A 22,814-nucleotide genomic window follows, 5' to 3' on the forward strand; every position below is an offset into this window, starting at 1 on the left:
GATTCTTGCGTGATCTGTTTCAACGCTGAGGCTCCAAAGCGCTGATAGAGCGGTTTTTACCTGCACTCTTATTAATATTCCAGCTCGCACCGCCACTCAATTTTTTTATTTAAATCAATTAAAACAATATCTTAAATTTAAATTTCAATTAACACACTCAAAACTTGCAAATCGTATCCGAAATAATAAATACTAAGTTTGCTGTCTCTAGCAGCCAAGCAAAGCCCACCTAGGAGGTCAAAAATGATAAACAAGACCGCTCCATTAGCGCTTTCCGCTATCTTGAGTGTATCCGTCATCGGTCAGGCACAGGCTGACAAGCTCGATGAAATAATTAGCTCAGGCACCCTACGTTGTGCCGTCACCCTCGATTTTCCCCCCATGGGGTTTCGCGACGATAACAACCAACCTGTCGGTTTCGATGTTGACTACTGTAATGACTTGGCCAATGTCCTCGAAGTCGATGCTGAAATCGTTGAAACACCTTTCCCCGATCGTATTCCTGCGCTGGTTTCTGGCCGCGCCGACGTTATCGTCGCCTCCACCTCTGACACCCTGGGGCGTGCCAAAACCGTTGGCATGACCATCCCCTACTTCGCCTTTCAGATGGTCGTTCTGACCCGTGAAGACACTGGTATCGAGCAGTACGATGATCTGCAGGGTCGTCCTGTCGGCAATACCAGTGGCACTTACGAAGCAATGGCGCTGGAAGAAGATGTAGATGAGTGGGGTGACGGCAGTTTCCGCGCTTACCAAACTCAGAACGACACCATTCTGGCCGTCGCCCAAGGGCACATTGATGCGACCGTTGTCACTAACACAGTCGCCTCCTCGACTCTCGAATCCGGCAAATATGAGGGGCTGAAAATTGCCGGCGAAGCACCCTATGTTATTGATTACGTTTCCCTGGCAGCTAACCGCACCGAGTATGGCCTTCTGAATTACCTAAATTTATTCGTGAACCAGCAGGTGCGCACCGGACGTTATGCGGAACTCTACGACAAATGGGTAGGCGGTGAGCCAGTCGATCTGACCGTACCCAACGTTTATTACTAATCGCTGAATAATAACAATGTATCGCGCGCCGCTCTGGTGGCGCGTTCTTCCCAACGAAAGAGATGACACTATGTCTGATGTTTCGCTCACCGGTCGTAGCCTGGTGCGTGGTTCAACGCAGGGTGAATTACTGTATACCGACGTTGGCTTGAGCTTTTGGGGTGGTGTCGACCCGTTCAGCGGCGAGATAATTGACTGTCACCATCCGTTAAAGGGCCAGTGCCTTGCCGGACGTATACTCGCCCTGCCTAGTGGACGTGGCTCATGTACCGGCAGCAGCGTGCTACTTGAGTTGCTTACCGGTCAAAACGCGCCATCCGCCTTGATATTTGCCGAACAAGAAGAGATTTTGACCCTCGGTGTGATCATTGCCGAAACGCTATTTGAAGCCTCTATTCCGGTGCTGTTCGTCGGCCCCGAAGCATTTGCCACGCTGCGGCTAGGGCAATATGCACATATTGAAAATGAAAAAATACACCTTTCCGACATGCCTTCCCAAGAGTACTCAGCAGCAGAGGCCACCACCCGCTATTCTCAGCTATCCACCCTAGCCCCCTCCAGCCTAACGCTAAGCGATGATGACCAAGCGCTACTCGCAGGCCACTACGGTAAGGCAGCCCAGGAGGCTATGCGAATCGTGCTGCGAGTGGCCGAGCTCCAAGGAGCCGAGCAACTGATTGACATCAGCCAAGCGCATATTGATGGCTGCATTTATACCGGCCCAGCCAGTTTGCGTTTCGCTGAGCAGTTAGTGGAATGGGGCGCCCAAGTGCGCGTTCCCACTACACTCAATTCTATATCGGTTGATCAGTGCCGCTGGCGGGCGCAGGGCATCGACCCCGCTTTCGGCGAGCCTGCCAGCGCACTAGGCAATGCCTACATGGCCATGGGCGCGCAACTCAGTTACACCTGTGCGCCCTATCTACTCGACAGCGCTCCCAAAGCTGGCGAGCAAATCGTGTGGGCCGAGTCTAACGCCGTTGTATACGCCAATAGTGTGCTGGCGGCCCGAACGCTGAAATATCCGGACTATCTGGATATTTGCATCGCGTTGACGGGGCGCGCGCCCTTCATTGGAGCACATCGAAATCAGGGGCGTTTTGCCACGTTGCGTATTGACGTTAAGCCTCTCGATTCCCTGGATGATGCTTTCTGGCCATTGCTTGGGTATCACGTGGGGTTGCTTTGCGGCAGCGAGATTCCCTTACTTTGCGGCCTGGAGAACACAGCGCCCAGTCGCGACGATCTCAAAGCATTCTGTGCAGCCTTCGCAACCACCTCCGCCGCGCCGATGTTCCATATTAGCCAGATTACTCCGGAAGCGATGCGGGAGTCCCAGGCCCTCGGCGGCCTCCCGCCTTCACGTCATCTAACCATCGAGCCAGCTGATCTACTCGCTAGTTGGTACGAGCTGGATCATGCTGAAGCATCCCAGGTAGACCTTATCTCTTTGGGCAACCCCCACTTCTCGTTGAGCGAATGTGCGGCGCTGGCAGCGCTCTGTTCAGGACGTCGCAAACATCCGGATGTCGCCATGGCGGTCACGCTGGGGCGAGCGGTGTATGACGACGCCAGCGCGGCCGGATACATCACCACTCTGGAGCGCTTCGGAGCACAGCTTATCAACGATACCTGCTGGTGCATGCTGGGTGAACCCGTGGTGCCACCAACGGCGCGCACACTAATGACCAATTCGGGAAAATATGCCCACTACGCCCCAGGGTTAGTCGGTCGCCAGGTGCACTTCGGCAATCTTGCCGAGTGCGTCGAGACCGCATGCAGTGGAGAGGCCAGTGGTCGCCTGCCCACTTGGCTGACGGCCGTTGCGACTCGTCAAGGAGCACACTAAGCCATGTTTGATTATACCTTCCAATGGCGAACTGCCTTTAGGGCCCTGCCGGATATGCTCGAGGGCGCTGTTGTTACCTTTGAGACCGCAGCGCTATCGATGATCTTCGGCATCTTAATCGCCCTGGCGCTATTGGCGATGCGGGAGGCTCCTAATCCCGCAACACGAGCAGTAGCTGGCACCTGGGTATCAATCGCCCGCAATACGCCTGCGCTGTTCCAGATCTATATCGTCTATTTCGGTCTTGGCGCTATCGGTATGCACGTCAGCTCCTGGGCAGCCCTATTAGCGGGTATTACCTTTAATAACGCGGGGTACTTAGCTGAAAACTTTCGCGGTGGCCTTAAAGCAATACCCGACACCCAAGTTCGCGCAGCCCGCTCCTTGGGGATGAGTAGCTTCCAGGCCTATCGATTGGTGGTGGTACCGCAACTACTGCGCATCGTCTTTTACCCGATCACCAATCAGATGGTGTGGGCGGTATTAATGACATCGCTGGGCGTTATCGTTGGCCTGAATAACGATCTCACCGGCGTGACTCAGGATTACAACGTTAGAACATTCCGCACCTTTGAGTTATTTGCGCTGGCAGCGGTGCTCTATTACCTGATCGCCAAACTGATTGTAGTGATAGCCCGGCTGCTGGCCTGGCGGCTATTCCGCTATTGAGGGCCTGACTATGTTTTCAAATGGCTTTATGTTTTCAACTAGCTTCACCTGGAACGACCTGCTGTTTCTGCTTCAAGGGGCCTGGGTCACTCTATTACTGACGTTTTGGTCGATGCTGCTGGGCACCGTTATGGGCGTCTCTTGCGGGCTACTCCGTGCACTGCTGCCCCGTGCAACTATTCCGCTGGGGTGGTTTCTGGATATCTTTCGCAGCGTGCCGCTGCTTATCCAGTTTGTGCTGTTCAACTCGCTCAAGAGCATTGTCGGTTTGGACTGGAGCGCCTTTACCGTTGGCTGTGTCGTACTTGGCGTCTATGTAGCCGCCTTCTGCACCGAGATTGTGCGCAGCGGCGTGCTATCGGTGCCCCAGAACCTGCGTTTAGCCAGCCGTTCGCTGGGCATGACCTACTGGCAAGATCTGCGCTACGTAGTGATGCCATTAGCAACGCGTGTCGCTTTTCCCGGCTGGCTGAATCTCTCCCTCTCAGCCATGAAAGACACCGCGTTAGTGATGTGGATCGGCATCATTGAATTACTCCGTGCCTCCCAGGCCATCGTCACACGCATTCAGGAGCCACTGCTGGTGCTGTGCATCGCAGGGCTTATCTATTACCTCATCAGCTTGGTGGTTTCCCGCCTAGGCGCCCAAGTGGAAAAAAGGTGGCAGCAGAATGATTGAGATCGAAAAAGTACATAAGTCGTTTAAAGACCTGGAAGTGATCAAAGGCGTTGACCTAACCGTTCAAAAGGGCGAAGTGGTCTCGATTGTAGGGGGCTCCGGCTCGGGGAAGTCAACTTTGCTGATGTGTATCAACGGGCTGGAAAATATCCAGGGCGGATCAATCAGGGTTGATGGCACCGAGGTACATGCCAAGGGCACCGACATTAATAAGCTGCGGCAGAAGATTGGTATTGTTTTCCAGCAATGGAACGCCTTTCCGCATCTAAATGTGCTGGAGAATACTATGCTCGCGCCACGCAAAGTGCTGGGTAAGAGTCGAGCGGAAGCTGAAGAATTGGCCGTTAAGCAACTCACCCATGTGGGCCTTGCCGATAAACTCAAGGTATTTCCCGGTAAGCTCTCTGGTGGCCAGCAGCAGCGTATGGCAATTGCCCGTGCACTGGCCATGTCACCGGACTATATGCTTTTCGACGAGGCTACCTCGGCACTTGATCCGCAATTAGTTGGCGAAGTACTTGATACCATGCGCCTGCTGGCCGAAGACGGCATGACCATGATTCTGGTCACCCACGAAATCCCTTTCGCCCGTGACGTATCCGACCGTGTGGCCTTTTTCCGCGAAGGCCTCATTCATGAGATTGGCCCTCCCGATCAAGTGATCGATAACCCGCAGAAGCCAGAAACAGCCGCCTTTCTCAAGTCAGTGGTCTAGAGGTTTACATGCGTTCAAGCAAAGTCATTCATGTTGTCAGCTGTCATGCCGAGGGAGAAGTCGGAGACGTCATCGTCGGTGGCGTCGCCCCACCACCTGGCGATACGTTATGGGAGCAATCACGCTGGATTGCACAGGATGAAACCCTGCGCAATTTCATGCTCAACGAGCCACGCGGGGGCGTATTTCGCCACGTCAATCTACTGGTGCCGTCAAAAGACCCTCGTGCCCAGATGGCGTGGATCATCATGGAACCCGCCGACACACCACCGATGTCCGGTTCTAATTCGCTCTGTGTCGCGACGGTGCTGCTCGATAGCGGCATTCTGCCTATGACGGAGCCTGTCATCCATTTGGTACTGGAAGCGCCAGGGGGGCTGGTTGAGATTACCGCGCAATGCCGAGACGGCAAGGCCGAGAAAGTTGAAGTGCGTAACGTACCGTCCTTTGCCGACAAAATTGACCGCTGGATCGAGGTTGAAGGGATAGGATCGCTGCAAGTCGATACCGCCTACGGGGGCGATAGCTTCGTCATCGCGGACGCCCAACAGCTGGGGTTTTCACTGCATGCTGATGAAGCAGCCGATTTAGTCACCACCGGCCTTAAGATTACCCATGCTGCCAATGAACAGCTGGGGTTTACGCATCCATTGAATCCAGAATGGTCACATATATCTTTTTGCCAAATAGCTGCACCGGTGAGCCACGAAAGCGGTGTAGCAACCGCCAAGAATGCAGTGGTGATTCGTCCTGGTAAGATTGACCGTTCTCCCTGTGGCACCGGCTGCTCTGCACGCATGGCGGTGCTGCACGAGAAAGGCCAATTGAAGGTTGGAGAGCGCTTTATCGGCCGATCAATTATTGGCTCGACGTTTGATTGCCGAATTGAAGGCCAATGCGATATGGAGGGTCGACCAGCAATTATCCCCAGCCTAGCTGGCCGGGCCTGGATTACTGGTACTCATCAACATTTACTCGACCCCAGCGACCCATGGCCAGAGGGTTATCAGCTTTCAGACACCTGGCCGAGAGATTTAACATAGACTGAAACATCCGAAAATTACCAGTCATTAACTCGCCCACTACCTGCGTCATCCGCAGATAGTGGGCACTCATTAAATAGGGATTTTAGCTCGAGATAGCCTTTTACCAGCTATATTTCACGCTGCCAATCACACTGCGGGATTCACCGTAGTAGCACCAGTACTCACAGCTGGCCACGTACTCTTTATCGGTGAGGTTGTTGACGTTGACCTGGGCCTGCCAACCGTCAGCAAACTCATAGCCCACCATGGCATCGACCAGTGTGTAGCTATCCACTGCCGTGTTGTCGGCGACGCTGGTATCAACGGTGCTGCCCACATAACGCACACCACCACCCAGGGTCACGCCATTTAACGCGCCGCCGGTGAAGGCGTAATCCAACCATGTGGAAGCTTGGTGACGCGGGATTAACGGCGCACGCTCATCGCCTTCCAGGCGGGCATCGGTGTAGGTGTAAGCCGCGGTGACTTTTAACGCATCGGTAATATAACCCACCCCTTCCAACTCAAAACCTTGAGAAGTACGCTTGCCCTCTTGTACCTGGAAGCCTGCTGGAGAGGTCACTAGAGTATTGGTCTCTTCCAGATCAAAAACTGCCGCCGTTACATAGCCATCCCAGTCGAACGGCGCCAACTTAGCGCCTATTTCCCACTGGCGACCTTCACGTGGATCATACAGGTCGCCCGCATCATCAACTCGACCCACTGGGTCAAATGACTCAGTGTAGCTAACGTAAGGATTAACGCCGTTTTCACCCAGGTACATCGCGCCACCTGACCAAGACACTTGGTCGTCATCTGAGCGCTGAGTGGTTCCTGCGGTTTGATTACGGTTATCCGTTTCCGCTTGGTCGTAGCGTACGCCGCCCAGTAGCACCCAGCGGTCATCGATACGCAGCTGGTTTTGAGCATACAGGCCGGTCTGCTCTTTATCGATTTCCCGAGTTAGCAGATCTTCTTCCGCAATCGGCGTAAAGTTACCGTAGGTTGGGTTAAAAATATCAATCGGCTCGCCGAACGCATAGTTATCCCCTTCCTGGCCGCGCAGGCTCAAGTTTTGATAATCAACCCCCAGCAGCAGCGTATTCTCGGTGCGATCACCGTACCAAGTACCCACCATGCGGTTATCAATCGTCCAGCTATCAATGGAACCATCGCGATAAACCAATCCACGGGAGGCGCGTCGCTCATCAACCATGGAGAGTGCGTAGGTGCTGCGCAGCTCTAAGTCCAGTTCGCTATAGCGCAGGTCTTGCTCAAACGACCAGGTATCGTTAATCGCATGGCGAAGCTCATAACCTATCCCCCACTGAGTGCGTTTATCCTGATCGTATCCAGGCTCGCTCAAGTTGGTCTGTGGGTCGATGTGGCCAAAAGGGGTGTTTTCCACAGTGCCATAGGGCAGCTTAAAGCCATTAACGGGAACGCCATCATCTTTTTGCACGCTGGCTAAAAAGGTAACGCTAGTGTCTTCACTAAGATCAACCGCCAGGCTCGGCGCAAAGTAGTAGCGCTCGTTATCCGTGGCGTTTAAATCGCCGTCGCGCTCTTTGTATAATCCCACTAAGCGATAGCGTACATCGTCAGACTCCCCCACCGGGCCACTGGTATCAACCCCGACTTGGCGATGGTTGCGGTTACCGAGCTGCAGGTTCACCTCGCCTTGGGGTGTTTCGGTCGGGCGCTTGCTCACCGCATTAATCAAACCGCCAGGAGGCGCCTCGCCGTAAAGAATCGATGAGGGGCCTTTGAAGACATCCACTCGTTCCAAGCCATAAGGCTCGGGCAACCACTGATAAAATCCTTCTCGGTAGATACGCAGACCATCTTGGTAAGTCGATTGATCAAAACCGCGCACCTTGAACCAATCGGTATTGTTGTCGCTACCGTAATGGCCCGACAGCACGCCCGCGCGATAGCGGAACGTTTCATCCAGCTGTTGGACGTTACGGGTTTCCAACTCTTCACGGTCAACGCTTGAGACCGGACGTGGCGTCTCTACTAGCGGGGCATCGACTTTTAGCGCCGTGGCGGTGACCACCACGGTATCGTTGGAAGTGGTTTCTTCCTGAGCATAGGTAGATACGCAAAAGAGCGCCGCAGTGACGGGGATCAGTGCGGAAATAGAGCGCGCCAAAGGACGACGAGCAAACGGCAGACGAGGCATGATAGGATCTCAGTAGGAATTAGGAGCAAAGAGAAAAAAGAGCAACAAACATCATGATAATCGTTGTTATTAGTATTCATGATAGTGCTTTTGGATAGCTGCTTTCAATTGCTTAGTGCGGGGATTTTCAACGCTACTCGATAGTGAGACAGATACTCAAAAGGAGCTTGAACGCAGCTTATTACGCTTGTTTATCGCTGGAAGGTGATAGACATCTTGGTTCAACAATACCGGGAGGGAGAGGTGGATCTTTATTTGGGCGGGCGTTTACTTAGAGCTTAAGATGTTACCAGGCGCTGCAGCGCTGTGTTTCAACCGGAAATCGCCAGCTACGAGTAACGCTTGGTAATCGTTGGCCGAAAGCGGTTTACTGAATAAAAAGCCCTGGGCACCATCGCAACCTTGCAGTATAAGATGATCCAGCTGTGCCTGGGCCTCAACGCCTTTGGCGATGACACGCAAAGCCAAACCCTGTCCAAAATTGATAAGGGCTTTGATAAAATTGAGGTTCTCTAAACTTTCTAGCATGTCATGGACAAAGCAGGGCGCAATGTTAATCGTGTTGATTGGAAAGCACTTCAATCGCTTCAGGCTCTCGCTCCCGGCGCCAAAGTCGTCAATGGCAATACGTATTCCTAAATTATTCAATTCAACCAGGGTCGCTATTACGGCCTCGTCCTGGTGATACATGAGGCTGCTTTCGGTGACCTCTACCTCTAAAAAATGTGCGTCTAACCTCGTTTCAGACAGCATCTCAGTAATACGAGCGGGTAACGACCTATCGCGCAGCTCCATGGCCGACATATTCACCGCAATAGGCACAATTTCAAGGCCCTGCTCACGCCAACGCTGTAACTGATGACAAGCCTCACACAGTACCCAGTGCCCAATAGGGCGAATAAGCCCACAAGCTTCTGCGACAGGCAAAAATGTCGAAGGCTGTAAAAGCCCCAGTGCTGGATTGCGCCAGCGAACCAACGCTTCGGTACTACACAAGTAACCGTTGGCAATGTCTATTCTGGGCTGGAATTCAAGAAAGAGCGCTTTTTCCTTCAGCGCCCAATGCAGTTGCAGCTCGATTTGGCTACGTTGCTCTCTCAGCTCATTCATGTCTGCTCTGAACAGCTGGAAATGGTTAGAACCGCTACCCTTCGCATGGTACATAGCCGTATCAGCATTATTGAGCAAAGTTCGCGCATCGCTGCCATGATTGGGATAGAGACTGATGCCGATACTGGTCGTAATATGCAACTCATGGTTATCAATTCGATAGGGCACCGCTAAGGCACTAAGGATTTTCTGCGCAATCCTGGCAGCATCCTCCGGTTCTTCAATCTCACTTAGCAACACTACGAATTCATCGCCGCCCTGGCGGCATATTGTATCTGTATCCCGAACACATTCGCTAAGTCGACCAGCAACCAATTGTAAGAGCGTATCGCCTACCGCATGGCCTAGCGAGTCGTTGATAGGCTTGAAAGCATCAAGGTCCAGGTATATCAGCGCGACCTGATGCTGATGCCGTTTTGCCAGACCTATAGCCCTAGAGAGGCGTTCTGCGAGCAGGACACGGTTGGGCAACCCGGTGAGAGAGTCATGTTGTGCCTGATGGGCCAGCTTCAACGATTGGGCAGGCGATTGGCAGGCATCATGGAATACAATGACCGCCCCCTTAGTGCAACCGGCTCGATCATGGATGGGCGCCGCTGAGTCTTCAATGTTCAACTGGCTCCCGTCTTTGCGAATCAACACACAGTCCATAGCGAGCCCAACTGTTCGATTTTCGTCTATGGCACGCTGCGCAGGATTAGGGGCTGTCAGGAACGTATGACCATCAGCGAGTGTAAGCACCTGCGACAAGGGCTTACCAAGCGCATCGATACTCATCCAGCCAGTCAGGTTTTCAGCAACGCGGTTGAGGTAGGTAACGCGGCACTCTAGATCCGTCGTTATGACGGCATCGCCAATTGAATTTAGCGTCGACTGAGCCCACTCTCTAGCGTCCTGTAAAGCGGATTCAGCTTCACGCAATCGGGCTTCAGCATGTTCCAGATCGATGGGATGATTGTATTGACAAATATCTCCTATATGGCAGCTAGCGATTAGCATGTACTTTTTTAACGCCATCGATCTGCCCCTTATTCTCTAGAACGCCAGTCTCCTACTTTCAAACAAACGGAGGGCATCTTTTTTACCGATGAAAAAGCCATTTAGAGTTTAAAAATTAAACAGATAGCGCTGCGCTCCTAGCAGCGCATCGTGGAACATCCTGTATTGGCATTTCCGTTACCTCACCCAGTTTAACGCTACAGGATAACGCCGTAACTGAATGTGCGCTGGCGTACATAATAGATGGTGTGACTCAAAACTCACCTTTTAGGCCACCCTATTCGGTTTATAGAGGTATGCTTAAACACGACTAGGTTCGGTAGCGTACAGATTTTATATGCCAGCCTTCTAAATCAAGGTCTATTGCGCTTAATTTTTTGAAATATATGCATATTTATTGATACACGAGTAAGTGCCGCAGGTATCAGGCAATCAGAACATGCGCTACAGCCAACCAGAGGGGCAGAGATTTCTATGCAAGACACTGAAGGTTTGCGCAAGAATGCTCTACTTGGCCTGCTATCAGAAGAAGAGCTAACCCATTTGCTGCCACATTTTGAGAGGGTGGAGCTGACATTAGGACAATCACTGTCTGAGTCAGGCATGCAAATGAGTCACGTCTACTTTCCACTTGATGCCATCGTTTCGCTGCTTTGTGTAATGGAAGATGGCGCCTCGACGGAAATTGCAGTAGTGGGCTATGAAGGGATCGTTGGCGTTTCTCTGTTCATGGGCGGAGAGACCACCCCCAGCCGAGCGATTGTGCAGAGTGCCGGCGCTGCTTATCGCCTAAAGGGGCAATTACTCAAAAACGAATTTTATCGCGCTGGCCCCATGCAGAAAATACTGCTGCGCTATACCCAAGCCTTGCTGACGCAAATGGCACAGACAGCGGTATGCAATCGCCATCACAGCGTCGATCAACAGCTATGCCGCTGGCTGTTGCTCAGCCTTGACCGGCTGCAGGGTGATAAACTGATTATGACCCAGGAGCTCATTGCCAATATGCTGGGCGTGCGCCGCGAAGGGGTGACCGAGTCCGCTGGGAAACTCCAGCGAGCAGGACTAATTGCCTACAACCGCGGGCATATCACTGTCCTTGACAGGCCAGGGCTAGAGAAGCGGGTCTGCGAGTGCTATGCGGTGGTTAAGCGCGAGTACGACCGCCTACTCAACCACCATAACGTAATGTAATCCTTCAGCCCGCACCATCAACCTCCCTGTAACCAACATTCCCATGCTATGTACGCTAGCGTGCCGACGCTTGATTTACTGAATGTTAATATACACATAGCCCGTCACTTCACTTATGACAGCTTATCTGCAGCCGACATCAAAATGATTTAATCCTTCATTGTGCCGTTTGCCAGGTTCTTTCAACCGGAGAGGCACATGGCGTCTATTTTAAACGTTTCCGCTGCCAATCAGCTGCTTGCTAAGCTGCCGGAAATCGAACAACGAGCCTTTATGGCGGAGTGTCAAACAGTGCAGCTTGCTTTTGGAGAAGTCCTGCTCCAGCCCGCCGAGATTTTTACCCACGTCTATTTCCCCATCGACAGTTTTATTTCGTTGATTAACGTCATTGACGCTGACAACCGGCTTGAAGTCGCAATGGCAGGCCGGGAGGGTATGTTAGGTATACCCCTGGTACTCAATGTCAAAGAATCTCAATCGATCGCTTTGGTTCAAGGCGCGGGGTCGGCCCTTCGCATGACTGCTGAAAGCTTTCAGCGTCTACTATTCTCCAGCCCCGTATTACATCAGCGCCTGAAGCGCTATATCTATGTTGCGATGAGCCAATTGGCGACATCTGCGGCGTGTAACCACTTCCATCGGATTGAAGAGCGCCTCGCCCGCTGGTTGCTGATGACTCAGGATCGTGCGGGGGCTGATCAGTTGAATCTGACCCACGAGTTTCTGGCCATGATGCTCGGGGTTAGACGGGCCGGCATTACCCTGGCAGCGATAGCCCTGCAGGCACATGGCCTAATCCGCTACCAGCGTGGAACCATCACAGTGCTTGATCGGCTAGGTCTGATCGAAGCGTCCTGCGAGTGCTATAGCAAAGACTGCGCGTTGTACGCCAAAATGTTGCCGGTGTTATAGAGGAAGAATGCGTAACTCTTGATCAAGCGTTTAATAAGTCCCTCCTCTGCAACGCCAACGGGCTACGTGAAGAGGCCATTGGTTGGCCTCTTCACTACGCAGCGTTTTCTTAAGCAGTATTAAGTCTGACTAAAGTACATTTTTGTAAGCCACTCCCCCTTTCATAATCAGCATGAGCTGCTCATCCGGCTGAGTAAGAACATTAATGTCATCCAAGGGATTATCTTTAAGAACGATTACGTCTCCCCTTGCGCCTGGAATAATCTCACCAAAATCACCGGTGTGGCCATAAGCGTCGGCGGCGTGGCTTGTCGCTGCACGAATCAGTTCATCGGTGGGCACCACGTCCTTACGTAAATTAAATTCGTTGAGCTGGTGGCGCTGCATCCGACCGAGCAAGTCAGAGCCATATAGCATTTTAACCCCATGACGTTGAGCCATTTCCAGTGCCTTACCGCCAGCATCCAGCACATCATAAACCTTGCGCTGTAGATGCTCGGCCATGCCCGCCTCTACACCTTCCTTCGCTAGGGCATCGTAAGTGCAAAGGGTCGGAGTAAGATAAGCGTCGTACTCAAGGAATAGCCGACAGCTCTCCTCATCCATGAGGTTGCCGTGCTCAATGGTCTTGACGCCTCTGGGGATAAGCCGGTTGATAGCGCGCGCAGTATAAGCATGTGCCATGGTGTGAATATTGGCGGCGGTGGCTTCTTCCACAATGGCATCAATTTCCTCAAGCGAAAACTGAGTGCTGTCGATACGGTCGGTAGGTGAAGAAACGCCACCAGACGCCATAATTTTAATCTGGGTGGCACCCTTTCTGATCTCGTCCCGGGCGGCCCGGCGTACTTCGCTTACACCATCGCAAACACGACCTAAACCAGCGCAGCAGAAGCAGCCTTCAAAGGTTTGTTGGCCTGGGCCGCGCATATCAGCATGGCCGCCGGTCTGGGAGAGTGCATTCCCTGCGTACATGATGCGCGGGCCGACCAGAGCACCTTCGTCTACAGCCTTGGCTAGCCCGTAATCTGCACCGCCAGCATCACGCACGGTCGTGAATCCGCGCATCAACATAGCTTCCAGCAGCTCGCTTGATTTGGCACCGACATAGAAAGGCGAGAGCGTCTCAAGCAATGCAAAATTGGGTGTGATTGCCGTGACGTGGACATGCGAATCAACCAAGCCGGGCATCAGGAAGTGGCCCTGAATATCGATGACTTGATCATCACTGCCCTCTAGTGGCGAATCGCTCACATCGACGATACGGCCATCCTGAATGCGCACCTGCTGGTTAGCGAGTACTTTTCCGTTGCGCGTGTCGATGACGTTGGCATTGATAAAGCGTGTCGTTGTCATGAGTATTCCTTGTGAATGTTCTTGTGAATGTTCTTGCGAAAGTGGCGTTAAAACATTTTTTGAGGGAGGTAGAGCGAAAGCGCTGGAATCAGCACGATCAACAACAGGGCAACAACATCCATGACGATGAACCAGGTGACGCCCTTGAACACTTCAGACAGGGTGACGCTATTGCCCAGGGCTCCTTTGATGACATAAACATTAAGCCCGATAGGCGGAGTGACCAGCCCCACTTCAAGCAGCTTGACGACGATGATGCCGAACCAGATCAAGTTAAGGTCTGCGCCTTCTACTAAAGGCAGGATTAGCGGCAAAGTGAGCAGCAATAAGCCAATGGAGTCGATAAACATACCCAGCACAAGATAGATCACTGCCACAGCGAGAATGATCCACCAGGTCTCGGTGCTGACACCGAGGATTATTTCGGAGAAAGCAGCGGGCACGCCACTCATGGCTAGAAAGCGAGTGAAAAACAGCGACCCGATGAGAATAATGAAGATGCTGGCCGTGCTTACCGCCGTGCTAACCAGCGCTTCACGAATGGCCGCCAAGGTTAGCGTGCGCCGCGCAAAGGCGATCAGAGCAGCTATGGTTGTACCCACAGCCCCCGCCTCGGTAGGCGAGAAAATACCCATAAAAATCCCGCCAAGCACGGAGCCGATCAGCAGCGGCAACGGCCAGATATGCTTAAAGGCATCCCATTTTTCGCCCCAGCTAGAGCGCACATCAGTATTGCCCGCCAGGCTGGGGTTAAGCTTGGTTCGCACCATAATCATGGCGATGTAAAGCAGCGCGGAAAGCACACCGGGGATGAATCCCGCCATAAACAGTTGACCCACCGACACCTGGGCATAAACGCCATAGAGCACCAGCAGAACGCTTGGGGGGATCAGCGAGCCGAGTGTTCCCGATGCGGCGACGGTACCGGTGGCCAGCCCCTTGTCGTAGTTATGCTTGAGCATTTCAGGCACGGCAATACGCGACATGGCCGCCGATGTTGCGACGCTTGAACCCGAGGCGGCGGCAAAGAAGGCAGAGGCCATAACACTGGAAACAGCCAGACCGCCAGGAAGGCGCGCCAGATAAAGGCGCATGGCATGAAACAGGCCTTGGGTCATATTGGTGCTGGTACACAAATAGCCCATGAACAGGAACATAGGTGCAGCAGTCAGCTCCCAGGTACCTGCAAAGTCGAATGGAGTGGCCGAAATCATCCCCCAGGCCACGCGCATACTGGTCATTTCACCAATGCCGATGATCGACACCAAACCTAGTGCAACGCCGATTGGCACGCGCAGGGCGATCAGGGCCAAGGCGATGGCAATGCCTGCCACGCCTATCTCGATATTACTCATTAGGAAACTCCTACAGGGCTTGGCGTTGTTGCAGCGCCTTAATCATGTTGGCGAGGATGGCCAGGCACATAGCCGCGAAGCCAACTGGTAACGCCCAGCGACTGGGCCATAGATAGAAGGTGAAGTTGGCCATGGCCGTTTCCATTCGAACCGTAGCGCGCACTGCATCTAGATAGCTCTGGTAACAGAGCATGCCGAAATAGAGGAGCCCAAGGGCGCAGGCGAAAAGGTAAAGCACCAGTTGGACGCTAGACGGAAGCCTTCCCACCAGCACATCCACGCTGATGTGTTCCCGCTGAAGTTCCACATAAGCAAGCGGCAGAAAGACAACGGCGACCATGTAGTAAAAAGAGACAAACTCCAGGGTGCCGGTAAATGACTTTCCGAATAAGTAGCGCAGCCCTACATCAAGTGAGACATGCAGCGCCATAAGCACTAGAAATAGCGTCGCAAGCACCATGGCGCTTTTGGCGACCCATTGGCTCAGCGACTCGACGTGTTTGGCGATCATACGAGCTGCCCCCTCTTCGCATCTGAGGCAGAAAAACCCAGTTCCAGAAGCGTCTCTTTCCAGAACAGCAGCATATCGCGGTAGAGTTCTGGGTCATCACGCCAGATGCTTTGTGCCCCCATACCTCGCATCATGCACAAAGTGGCATTCAGGGCGACTCGATTCTGATGTGACGTGTGATTGGCGCTGGCAACCAACTGCTCCCAGATCTGCTCCAAAGAGTCATTGAACTTCGACCCCAGGGTCACAAGCACTTTCATGATGTCGGGATCGGTACGTGCATTAGTGAGGTATTCTAGAGTCACCATATAAAGGTCACCCTTAAAGTGCTCATGGAGTGCCTGTAGCAAGTTATCAAAGTTGAGTTCACCCACCTTAACTTGCGTGGCCATATCCCTTACGCTTTCGACTTCGCGGCTTAGCAAGTCCTCAAGCGCCGCCTGCATCAATAATGTCTTGGAAGGATAGTGGTGAACTAAAGCGCCACGGGAAACGCCCGCTAGACGTGCGACATCCACGGTTGAAGTGGCACGAATGCCCTTCTCGAGAATGCACTCGATAGTTGCTTGCGTGACCCGAGCCTGGGTTTGGCGTGAGCGTTCTTCTTGATTCTGTCGCTTCGTCATAGCGAACCCTTATTTGGCCTAGGCCGCCTCAATGAGGCGGCCTCAGTGTTGCCGTATTAATAGATTCCGTAGTCAGCAGGAAGCTTATTGTAGATCTCTTCCATGGCCAGCTCGGCCAGCGCCTCTTCGTCTTCGCGATCAACTTCGCTGATCAAGGCATCCCACTTTTCGTAAGTCGCGATAAAATCATCAATCAGCGCTTCAGGGTCTTCAACACCGTACTCACCACGGGCCTTATCGTAGACATTGGCCAAGGCCTCATCGCGGAAAGTCTCTACAGACGCCATCAGATCCTCTTCTGGCTGGTAGATGTTGTTGCCATGGGCAGCGGCTTCTTCCAGTGCGCTTTCAGAAGCGTTGAGGAACTGGACGATCATGCGTGTCATTGCGTTGGCCGTCGCTTCTTTAAAGACATCGCGCTCTTCATCGCTGAGGCTAGCCCAGAAGCCCGAATTGAAGCCCCACTGAGGCCCAGACCAATACATGCCGGTGGGCAGAAGCGTCGTGTACTCAGCGACTTCCCAAAGAGACCGATCGATCAAGTCATTAGGCGCATTCGTTGCACAATCTAATGACCCCCGATCAAGGCCGCTGTACATCTCACTGGAAGGCACATTAACCGGTGTTCCACCCGCTTGTTCGACCCAGGCAGAAACAGTCGAGCCTGCGGTACGAATACGCTTACCGCGTAGCTCGTCAAGATTGCGGACGGGCTCGCGGCAGAACAGCACATAGGAAGGCGTGCTATAGGCACCCAGGTAGACAATATCCAGCTCTTCCCACTCGGCCAACTGAGTGGGATTATTCAGGCTGAAGTCGGTCACCGCCAGAATGGCAACCAATGGGTCATCATAGTTAAACCCCAACTCCTGCACGGCATTCGCGACCGGCATTTCAGAAGGCGTGTAGATAGCCGCATGGTGAGCAACCTGAACAATATTATCTTGGATGCCCTGCAGGTTAGCCCGCGGTGCCAGCAGCACGGTGCCAGTATAAACTTCGGGTTGTAGTTCACCGTTCGAGAGCTCCTTGACCATTTCGGCCCACTCGATGTAACCGTAACGGGAGTGGGGATGTTGTTGGTCGTAGAACGAATTAGCAATAAAGGAAGTTGCGGCATGGGCCGAAGAAGCAACGACAGGCAAGACCAGCGCTCCAACGGCGAGTTTTAGCGTATTACGAGTGAATTTCATATAGTTTCCCGGGCCGATTTAATCGGCTGTTTTTTTCTGTTGTATTGCTTCATGTTATTGACACGTCACCCAATGTGGCGCGCGTACATAATTCAATCTAGACTTCAAAGAATAAAAAAACAAGCAGGTCTGTTTGTTTTTGATACAACCTGCTTCGCGTAGAAAGGTTAAGTAATGAAAATAAAAGAAAATCCTACTCGTCTTGATATTGAGGGCACCTGGCGAGGGATTCGCATGATGCTGCCTTTGGCGGTTTTTACCATCGCTTTTGGATTGGCGTTTGGCGTAGCCGCCGTGCACCAAGGGTTGGCTGGCTGGGAAGCGATGCTAATGAGCCTGTTTGTCTTCGCGGCTCCATCCCAATTTGCTGCCCTAGAGATGTGGCATTCGCCTCTGCCACTGCTTGCTCTGGCAGCGGTCACACTCGCGATTCATACCCGGCATATGCTGATGAGTGCGGCGCTCTACCCCTGGCTCAAGGCGTTACCTCAACGCCAGCAATTCGCTATGGTGATTCTGCTAACCGACTCCAACTGGGCAATGGCGCTGGGAGAGTATCAACGCGGCGAGCGAAACCTGGGCATTCTTCTAGGTGGCGGGATAGCATTGTGGGGCGCCTGGGTCGTCGGCACGGCGGTAGGGCTAGCCTTTGGTGGAGGCATTACCGAGCCTGAACGTTTCGGCCTTGATGTGATCATGCTGTGCTTTCTGCTGATGATTGTTGTCGGTGGCAACCCAAGAGCGGCAATGGCCCTACCCTGGCTGGCAGCAGCGGCGAGTGCACTGATGGCGTACTGGTGGTTGCCGCCTTACCTACATGTGATGGTAGGCGCCATTACCGGTGGCGTGGTGGCCGTATTGTTGCCTGGACGCTGGCTCAGGGAAAGCGCCTCATGATCCCATCGCCCGTATGGCAGTCGTTGATAGCCATCACCCTAATGGTGGTAATTGCTTATGGCTCCAGAGTGCTGGGGCTGCTAATCATGTCACGTGTGCCGCTAGGCCCACGCGTTAGGCGATTCGTCGATGCCATGTCTAGCTCAGTCCTGATTGCCGTTATTACGCCCATCATCGTGCATGGTGACGGCGGCGTTCGGCTCGCGGCCATTGCGGCGGGTACGGTGGCGGTAGTGATGAGGAATCCGTTGGTATCAATTGCAATGGGTATGCTTTGTGCTGCGGGTTGGCGCTGGTGGGTTGGGTAGTGTCGTGCAAAAGCGGCGGCGCTCGGTTTATTTACTTTTTGGCAACGGCAGAAAAAATCTACCTGATACTGGCCTACCCCAAGAACGTGAAGGACAGCTTAACGCCCGCTGAAAAGGCCGCTCTGAAAACACTGACCCACCAACTGAAGGAGGAGGTTTCCGAATGAGCATTTTTGACGAACTGCAATCATCACTGCAGGAAGCCGTTGAGATCAAACAAGGCAAAGCGAAGGCCAGCCGCCTCACGCGCCATGAGGTGGCTGATGTAAAAGCTATCCGCGCCCAGCTACACGTCTCTCAGGCTGAGTTTGCCGAGGCTATGGGAACCAGCGTGGACACCATTAAAAGCTGGGAAACCAAGCGCCGTAACCCGACGGGGCTCGCCGCGAAGGTACTGGCTACGATTCAGGACAACCCCGATTTTTTCAATGAGCTTGCTTCGCACTAACACTTAATTCATTAGCATGGGAAGAGGGTAATTCAACGTCGTACTGGTACGTACGGGAGACATAGCTTGAGCTGGTATTGACCGCCACACTTGTGGCTTCAAAGTGGCTTGCTTAACAACGCTATAAATAAACAATTAAAGACCAATATCATACGCGCCCATCAACTGTCGATAAGCCATCAAGCGCGAGCATACGAGACATAAACGCGGAGAAAGGGGAAATCACGCAGCTTAGTACCACAGAGAACCAAGGGACTCATAATCCCTTGGTCGTAGGTTCAAGTCCTACTGGGCCCACCATTAATTCAAAGACTTACTTGACCTTTCCCACTGTACCTTTTATCCGCAAGTGTCCACGCCCTAGAAATTTGTAAGCGCGCGCTGCATTTTTCACAGCATAGCTAATACTTTTGGGCAGATTTTCGCAAAATATTTGGCATTAACCCAACTCATTACCTAGTTCTTCTAAACTCTTATTCTGACTTCTGGAGTGTAATGCCGAAAATCGGCATTTTGAGCAGGAATGATGGGTGTCATTTTTGCTCATAACGATGAGTCTACCGTCCTCTCTACACAGAGGGCATATTGCATGGGCTGGTCTGTCTGGAGTAATACACTCAGAGCGTAATTCTAGGATATACCTACCTCCTACTGGGGTTTCGCGAAGCACATAGTCATCGAAACGCTCCTCTTTCTTTAGCTTGTCCTTAAGTTTCCTGTTTTCGTTCATTAGCTCGAAGTGCTGCTGCTGTAGTTCCAGCAAGGCTGATTGAGCCTTACCAAGAGCATCCAGAACCTCATTCACTTACCTTGTCAGTTATATCCTTTGCCGACCGAGCAAGAACGTACGCGCTTTTTACGGCTGCTACTGCTTCACCAATACCCGTCATAATCAAACTCACCTCTCATTTTTTTAATCAAAACAACCCCGTTGGCTCGGCTGACATTTTCAACTAAAGATCAGCACCTCTTTGGAATCTGAGCTTTTGCCGCCGCCGACGGTGTAGCGGATGTCGGTGGTCTCTATATGGTAGCCAGAGAAGATCTTGCGGATGTCTGGGAGGTCGTTGAGACTGATGATGGCTTTGCCCTTGAGCTTGACCAACATGCTCGCCATTCCCTCGTGCTGCTCTATACCGAAGGGTACCCCATATTTGTCTGCCATTAGGGCGATCCTGGTGAGGATCGGGGTAGACATCTACACAGTAATCCGTTCAGGTAAAAGGAATTGTACAGTTATATAAAATATTGTATATTCAAAGCATGATAGAGCCCAAAGCACCTAAGCCTATAGAATTCTTGGGAAGCTCTCTGGATGATCTGCGTACCTTTCCAGCCTCGGCTCGGAATGAGGCAGGTTACCAGCTAGACCAAGTCCAGCACGGTCGAGATCCTGACGACTGGAAGTTTATGCCATCCGTTGGGCAGGGCGTAAAGGAAATACGGGTTAGAGATGTTGCCGGTGCATTTCGGGTCATTTACGTGGCCAAATTCGCTGATGTAATTTATGTACTGCACTGCTTCCAAAAGAAAACACAGAAGACCAGCAAGCGTGACCTAGATTTGGCTGAAAAACGTTACCGGGTATTAGCGCAGGAGTATAAACGATGAGCAATGAGCGCTTTGCAAGTGTTTGGGACGCCATTGAAGACACGCCAGCGGAAGCTGAAAATATGAAGTTACGTGCAACGTTGATGATGGCTCTTAAAGATCACATCGACCGTACTGGTTTGAACCAGTCACAAGCGGCAAAACTGTTTGGCGTCACTCAACCGCGTGTTTCCGACCTAATGCGTGGCAAGATCTCTTTGTTTGGCCTAGACGCTCTAGTGAACATGGCTGCCGCTGCCGGGTTGCATGTGGAAATGCGCGTCATGGTTGCAGCGTAATAGCAAGATTGGCGTCAATCTAGTGTCTGGTTAGAATCAATTAAAACCTCGTCAATCAGATGCTTAAAGCTTGAACCATAAGCGATTCATGGCCCAATATGACTCAAAATAATGAAGATGCAGAGAAATCAACAGAACAAACGACTGAGCCAGTCAACAAAAATATTAGAGAAAAAACTAATCGCTTATTCAAGCTAGTGCCCGAGGTAGGAGCAGGATGGCGATGGTACGATATTCCGGTCAAGCTACTAGAATCGTGGTTAAAGTCATGGCGCCCTCGTATTTTGCCGCCTGTACTGAGACGTCTTTTAGTTCGCGGAATTAACTTCTTTAGTGTGTTCAACGAGTATGAGCGTAGTAAGAGAGAACCGCTAGATGATCCAATGGATAACTTGATTATTCCGGAAGAAATGGAGCTCAAGCAGTGCGGAGTTTGGACAGTCGAGTTATTTCCACCTAGTCAGTTTAAATCTTTAGAGCGTTCTTTTCAAAAAAATGGTTTGAATCGGTCACCATTTCAAGCAACTGATGAGACTGCATCTCAGCAGGTAAGACGTGCACGTGAGGGACGAGGCTTTGCTTGGTCATTGATCGGAACAATCTCTCGTGCCAATTCAAAATATCTTCTACCAGCCATAAAACACGAAAATCTGCCAGAAGAGTTCGAATATATAAAAATTACCGCTATACAGTTGGGAACCAGCGTTACTGCGGTTGTTACTTTCTTCCAATTGAGTGATGCCGGAGCATCAAACCTTGATCGCGTTTGGCGAGGCTCGCATGAACCAACATTAACTTGGACGGGATTTCGCCGTCCAAGGCTGGCTGGTCGATACTTTGCTGCAATTGAAGCGACTCAACATGAGCGTCTGCGAATTCACGATTTAGCAAGGATTTGGGCTTCTAGGCTGTCCCCTGGCTTTTTTGCATCACGCGGCAACCAGCACCCAGTACTTGATCTAAACCTATTTGAGGGCTTTGATCCGCTATTGGAAGGCGATTCAAGTAGTATGCGTCATGCAATGAGAGCATTAGGAATGGGACATTGGGAGCTTGAGAAATATATATCTCCTCAAATGAAAGGAACAACTCTAATTCCCTCCTATGGAAGAAATGGGCCTCATGAGCCTATCAAGAATTGCTGGTCTATAGCTGGCGAGTATCAAAGAGTTATAAATGAGAATAAGCGCTCAAGTTGCGATGATAACTCTTATACTGCCAAGGGTATCGGACATATATTAGGAGATGCTGCAGGTGCATTTCTCTTACACCTTGCCGTAAAAGCCTACATATCGGAACAAATAGCTTTCTATGCATTATCACGTGATTTGGCTAGTACTCGGCATAGGCGCTTTAAAGCCCGAAAAGCTCGCAGGCTCAGTTTAGAGATTTTGGAGTCTGGGCTTGATTTACCAGCTGTAGCTCGTGATAGTCGTCATCTTTCAAACAAGCGCTGGTATCTGAATATTGAAGTGCAGGCTGTTCCTTCAATTCTTAAGAGAAAAAAATTTGAGCCATTTAATTTGATCGAGTCGTTCAATAAAGATCGTGAAAAAGGTTTTCAACAACTCATTGAACAAGATGAGTCCTACCGTACTGTTTTATCAACAGTTGCAGCATTGGGTGCAAGTGCTGACGCAGCCTGGACTGGAAGAGTTGCACTTTTTGTTGCTGCTGGATCGATGATTGTTGCAACTATAACCCTATTAATTACGCAGACCAGTGACACTTCACTGTTGTCGAGCTTCATTGAGTGGCTTGGGCGAGGATGATAGAGGATTTTTTGACACATCTGTGATAATCACATTTCTATGGCACTCGACTCCGCCTCAACTAGT

The 22,814-nt window shown here is 51.8% G+C and carries 22 protein-coding genes; 14 read left to right on the plus strand and 8 right to left on the minus strand.

All coding sequences use genetic code 11. The features are described from left to right. Positions 1-243: 243 nt before the first annotated feature. The 6 genes from KF947_RS05035 (at position 244) to KF947_RS05060 (ending at position 6,011) form a co-directional block, all read left to right on the plus strand. Positions 244-1,056 (plus strand): transporter substrate-binding domain-containing protein, encoded by an 813-nt coding sequence (locus KF947_RS05035; RefSeq protein ID WP_133729943.1) that lies wholly within the window; start codon positions 244-246, stop codon positions 1,054-1,056. Between the two features lie 70 nt (positions 1,057-1,126). Next, positions 1,127-2,905 (plus strand): aconitase X, encoded by a 1,779-nt coding sequence (locus KF947_RS05040; RefSeq protein WP_227405632.1) that lies wholly within the window; start codon positions 1,127-1,129, stop codon positions 2,903-2,905. 3 nt (positions 2,906-2,908) lie between these two features. After that, positions 2,909-3,574, plus strand: a complete 666-nt coding sequence (locus tag KF947_RS05045) for an amino acid ABC transporter permease (RefSeq protein WP_133729941.1) — start codon at positions 2,909-2,911, stop codon at positions 3,572-3,574. 10 nt (positions 3,575-3,584) lie between these two features. Continuing rightward, positions 3,585-4,253 carry an amino acid ABC transporter permease gene (locus KF947_RS05050; protein ID WP_208862626.1) on the plus strand — a complete coding sequence of 223 codons (669 nt, stop codon included), beginning with the start codon at positions 3,585-3,587 and terminating at the stop codon, positions 4,251-4,253. Beyond that, positions 4,246-4,968 carry an amino acid ABC transporter ATP-binding protein gene (locus tag KF947_RS05055; RefSeq protein WP_133729940.1) on the plus strand — a complete coding sequence of 241 codons (723 nt, stop codon included), beginning with the start codon at positions 4,246-4,248 and terminating at the stop codon, positions 4,966-4,968. Before KF947_RS05050 ends, KF947_RS05055 begins: the two co-directional genes overlap by 8 nt. Before the next feature lie 8 nt (positions 4,969-4,976). Further along, positions 4,977-6,011, plus strand: a complete 1,035-nt coding sequence (locus KF947_RS05060; protein ID WP_227405633.1) for a trans-3-hydroxy-L-proline dehydratase — start codon at positions 4,977-4,979, stop codon at positions 6,009-6,011. Between the two features lie 103 nt (positions 6,012-6,114). Here the strand turns inward: KF947_RS05060 and KF947_RS05065 are convergent, their stop codons facing one another. Together KF947_RS05065 and KF947_RS05070 are read right to left on the minus strand one after the other, a co-directional pair. Beyond that, complete coding sequence (locus KF947_RS05065; protein ID WP_227405634.1) at positions 6,115-8,178, minus strand: TonB-dependent siderophore receptor; 2,064 nt, start codon at positions 8,176-8,178, stop codon at positions 6,115-6,117. Positions 8,179-8,445: 267 nt separating this feature from the next. Next, positions 8,446-10,305: a putative bifunctional diguanylate cyclase/phosphodiesterase gene (locus tag KF947_RS05070; RefSeq protein ID WP_223287986.1), complete on the minus strand. Its 1,860-nt coding sequence runs from the start codon at positions 10,303-10,305 to the stop codon at positions 8,446-8,448. 456 nt (positions 10,306-10,761) lie between these two features. On the opposite strand from KF947_RS05070, the gene KF947_RS05075 reads away from it, so the two are divergent. Together KF947_RS05075 and KF947_RS05080 are read left to right on the plus strand one after the other, a co-directional pair. After that, positions 10,762-11,481, plus strand: a complete 720-nt coding sequence (locus KF947_RS05075) for a Crp/Fnr family transcriptional regulator (RefSeq protein ID WP_223287987.1) — start codon at positions 10,762-10,764, stop codon at positions 11,479-11,481. A gap of 198 nt (positions 11,482-11,679) precedes the next feature. After that, positions 11,680-12,393: a Crp/Fnr family transcriptional regulator gene (locus KF947_RS05080; RefSeq protein WP_133729935.1), complete on the plus strand. Its 714-nt coding sequence runs from the start codon at positions 11,680-11,682 to the stop codon at positions 12,391-12,393. Between the two features lie 129 nt (positions 12,394-12,522). Here the strand turns inward: KF947_RS05080 and KF947_RS05085 are convergent, their stop codons facing one another. From KF947_RS05085 to KF947_RS05105, 5 genes are read right to left on the minus strand one after another with little or no spacing between them, the layout of a single operon-like run. Continuing rightward, on the minus strand, positions 12,523-13,749 hold the full coding sequence (locus tag KF947_RS05085) for a metal-dependent hydrolase family protein (protein ID WP_133729934.1): 1,227 nt from the start codon (positions 13,747-13,749) through the stop codon (positions 12,523-12,525). A gap of 47 nt (positions 13,750-13,796) precedes the next feature. Beyond that, positions 13,797-15,104: a TRAP transporter large permease gene (locus tag KF947_RS05090; RefSeq protein WP_223287989.1), complete on the minus strand. Its 1,308-nt coding sequence runs from the start codon at positions 15,102-15,104 to the stop codon at positions 13,797-13,799. Between the two features lie 10 nt (positions 15,105-15,114). Beyond that, positions 15,115-15,615: a TRAP transporter small permease gene (locus KF947_RS05095; protein ID WP_227405635.1), complete on the minus strand. Its 501-nt coding sequence runs from the start codon at positions 15,613-15,615 to the stop codon at positions 15,115-15,117. Next, entirely contained in the window at positions 15,612-16,241 is a 630-nt protein-coding gene (locus tag KF947_RS05100) for a TetR/AcrR family transcriptional regulator (RefSeq protein ID WP_227405636.1), read from the minus strand. Before KF947_RS05100 ends, KF947_RS05095 begins: the two co-directional genes overlap by 4 nt. A gap of 56 nt (positions 16,242-16,297) precedes the next feature. After that, on the minus strand, positions 16,298-17,434 hold the full coding sequence (locus tag KF947_RS05105; protein ID WP_227405637.1) for a C4-dicarboxylate TRAP transporter substrate-binding protein: 1,137 nt from the start codon (positions 17,432-17,434) through the stop codon (positions 16,298-16,300). A gap of 174 nt (positions 17,435-17,608) precedes the next feature. Between KF947_RS05105 and KF947_RS05110 the strand changes: the two genes are divergently transcribed. The 3 genes from KF947_RS05110 to nadS all read left to right on the plus strand — a co-directional run bounded on the left by KF947_RS05110 (position 17,609) and on the right by nadS (position 19,087). Continuing rightward, entirely contained in the window at positions 17,609-18,331 is a 723-nt protein-coding gene (locus KF947_RS05110) for an AzlC family ABC transporter permease (protein WP_227405638.1), read from the plus strand. Further along, on the plus strand, positions 18,328-18,639 hold the full coding sequence (locus KF947_RS05115; RefSeq protein ID WP_027958586.1) for an AzlD family protein: 312 nt from the start codon (positions 18,328-18,330) through the stop codon (positions 18,637-18,639). The genes KF947_RS05110 and KF947_RS05115 overlap by 4 nt, the downstream gene beginning before the upstream one ends. A gap of 163 nt (positions 18,640-18,802) precedes the next feature. After that, the gene (nadS, locus tag KF947_RS05120) at positions 18,803-19,087 is read left to right on the plus strand and encodes a NadS family protein (protein WP_227405639.1); all 285 of its coding nucleotides are present in this window, start codon (positions 18,803-18,805) and stop codon (positions 19,085-19,087) included. A gap of 949 nt (positions 19,088-20,036) precedes the next feature. Here nadS and KF947_RS05125 read toward each other — a convergent pair. Next, positions 20,037-20,252: a hypothetical protein gene (locus KF947_RS05125; protein WP_227405640.1), complete on the minus strand. Its 216-nt coding sequence runs from the start codon at positions 20,250-20,252 to the stop codon at positions 20,037-20,039. Between the two features lie 98 nt (positions 20,253-20,350). Between KF947_RS05125 and KF947_RS05130 the strand changes: the two genes are divergently transcribed. The 3 genes from KF947_RS05130 to KF947_RS05140 all read left to right on the plus strand — a co-directional run bounded on the left by KF947_RS05130 (position 20,351) and on the right by KF947_RS05140 (position 22,748). Further along, positions 20,351-20,698 (plus strand): type II toxin-antitoxin system RelE/ParE family toxin, encoded by a 348-nt coding sequence (locus KF947_RS05130; protein ID WP_227405641.1) that lies wholly within the window; start codon positions 20,351-20,353, stop codon positions 20,696-20,698. After that, positions 20,695-20,976 (plus strand): helix-turn-helix domain-containing protein, encoded by a 282-nt coding sequence (locus tag KF947_RS05135; RefSeq protein WP_227405642.1) that lies wholly within the window; start codon positions 20,695-20,697, stop codon positions 20,974-20,976. Before KF947_RS05130 ends, KF947_RS05135 begins: the two co-directional genes overlap by 4 nt. A gap of 98 nt (positions 20,977-21,074) precedes the next feature. Beyond that, positions 21,075-22,748: a hypothetical protein gene (locus tag KF947_RS05140; RefSeq protein WP_227405643.1), complete on the plus strand. Its 1,674-nt coding sequence runs from the start codon at positions 21,075-21,077 to the stop codon at positions 22,746-22,748. The last annotated feature ends 66 nt before the right edge of the window (positions 22,749-22,814 follow it).

The organism is Halomonas sp. FeN2 (assembly GCF_020595105.1).
GTDB classification, from domain to species: domain Bacteria; phylum Pseudomonadota; class Gammaproteobacteria; order Pseudomonadales; family Halomonadaceae; genus Vreelandella; species Vreelandella neptunia.

Coding starts and splice junctions, on each gene's coding strand:
- KF947_RS05035 (WP_133729943.1), top strand. CDS start 244: ATGATAAACAAGACCGCTCCATTAGCGCTTTCCGCTATCTTGAGTGTA.
- KF947_RS05040 (WP_227405632.1), top strand. CDS start 1,127: ATGTCTGATGTTTCGCTCACCGGTCGTAGCCTGGTGCGTGGTTCAACG.
- KF947_RS05045 (WP_133729941.1), top strand. CDS start 2,909: ATGTTTGATTATACCTTCCAATGGCGAACTGCCTTTAGGGCCCTGCCG.
- KF947_RS05050 (WP_208862626.1), top strand. CDS start 3,585: ATGTTTTCAAATGGCTTTATGTTTTCAACTAGCTTCACCTGGAACGAC.
- KF947_RS05055 (WP_133729940.1), top strand. CDS start 4,246: ATGATTGAGATCGAAAAAGTACATAAGTCGTTTAAAGACCTGGAAGTG.
- KF947_RS05060 (WP_227405633.1), top strand. CDS start 4,977: ATGCGTTCAAGCAAAGTCATTCATGTTGTCAGCTGTCATGCCGAGGGA.
- KF947_RS05065 (WP_227405634.1), bottom strand. CDS start 8,178: ATGCCTCGTCTGCCGTTTGCTCGTCGTCCTTTGGCGCGCTCTATTTCC.
- KF947_RS05070 (WP_223287986.1), bottom strand. CDS start 10,305: ATGGCGTTAAAAAAGTACATGCTAATCGCTAGCTGCCATATAGGAGAT.
- KF947_RS05075 (WP_223287987.1), top strand. CDS start 10,762: ATGCAAGACACTGAAGGTTTGCGCAAGAATGCTCTACTTGGCCTGCTA.
- KF947_RS05080 (WP_133729935.1), top strand. CDS start 11,680: ATGGCGTCTATTTTAAACGTTTCCGCTGCCAATCAGCTGCTTGCTAAG.
- KF947_RS05085 (WP_133729934.1), bottom strand. CDS start 13,749: ATGACAACGACACGCTTTATCAATGCCAACGTCATCGACACGCGCAAC.
- KF947_RS05090 (WP_223287989.1), bottom strand. CDS start 15,104: ATGAGTAATATCGAGATAGGCGTGGCAGGCATTGCCATCGCCTTGGCC.
- KF947_RS05095 (WP_227405635.1), bottom strand. CDS start 15,615: ATGATCGCCAAACACGTCGAGTCGCTGAGCCAATGGGTCGCCAAAAGC.
- KF947_RS05100 (WP_227405636.1), bottom strand. CDS start 16,241: ATGACGAAGCGACAGAATCAAGAAGAACGCTCACGCCAAACCCAGGCT.
- KF947_RS05105 (WP_227405637.1), bottom strand. CDS start 17,434: ATGAAATTCACTCGTAATACGCTAAAACTCGCCGTTGGAGCGCTGGTC.
- KF947_RS05110 (WP_227405638.1), top strand. CDS start 17,609: ATGAAAATAAAAGAAAATCCTACTCGTCTTGATATTGAGGGCACCTGG.
- KF947_RS05115 (WP_027958586.1), top strand. CDS start 18,328: ATGATCCCATCGCCCGTATGGCAGTCGTTGATAGCCATCACCCTAATG.
- nadS (WP_227405639.1), top strand. CDS start 18,803: ATGAGCATTTTTGACGAACTGCAATCATCACTGCAGGAAGCCGTTGAG.
- KF947_RS05125 (WP_227405640.1), bottom strand. CDS start 20,252: ATGGCAGACAAATATGGGGTACCCTTCGGTATAGAGCAGCACGAGGGA.
- KF947_RS05130 (WP_227405641.1), top strand. CDS start 20,351: ATGATAGAGCCCAAAGCACCTAAGCCTATAGAATTCTTGGGAAGCTCT.
- KF947_RS05135 (WP_227405642.1), top strand. CDS start 20,695: ATGAGCAATGAGCGCTTTGCAAGTGTTTGGGACGCCATTGAAGACACG.
- KF947_RS05140 (WP_227405643.1), top strand. CDS start 21,075: ATGACTCAAAATAATGAAGATGCAGAGAAATCAACAGAACAAACGACT.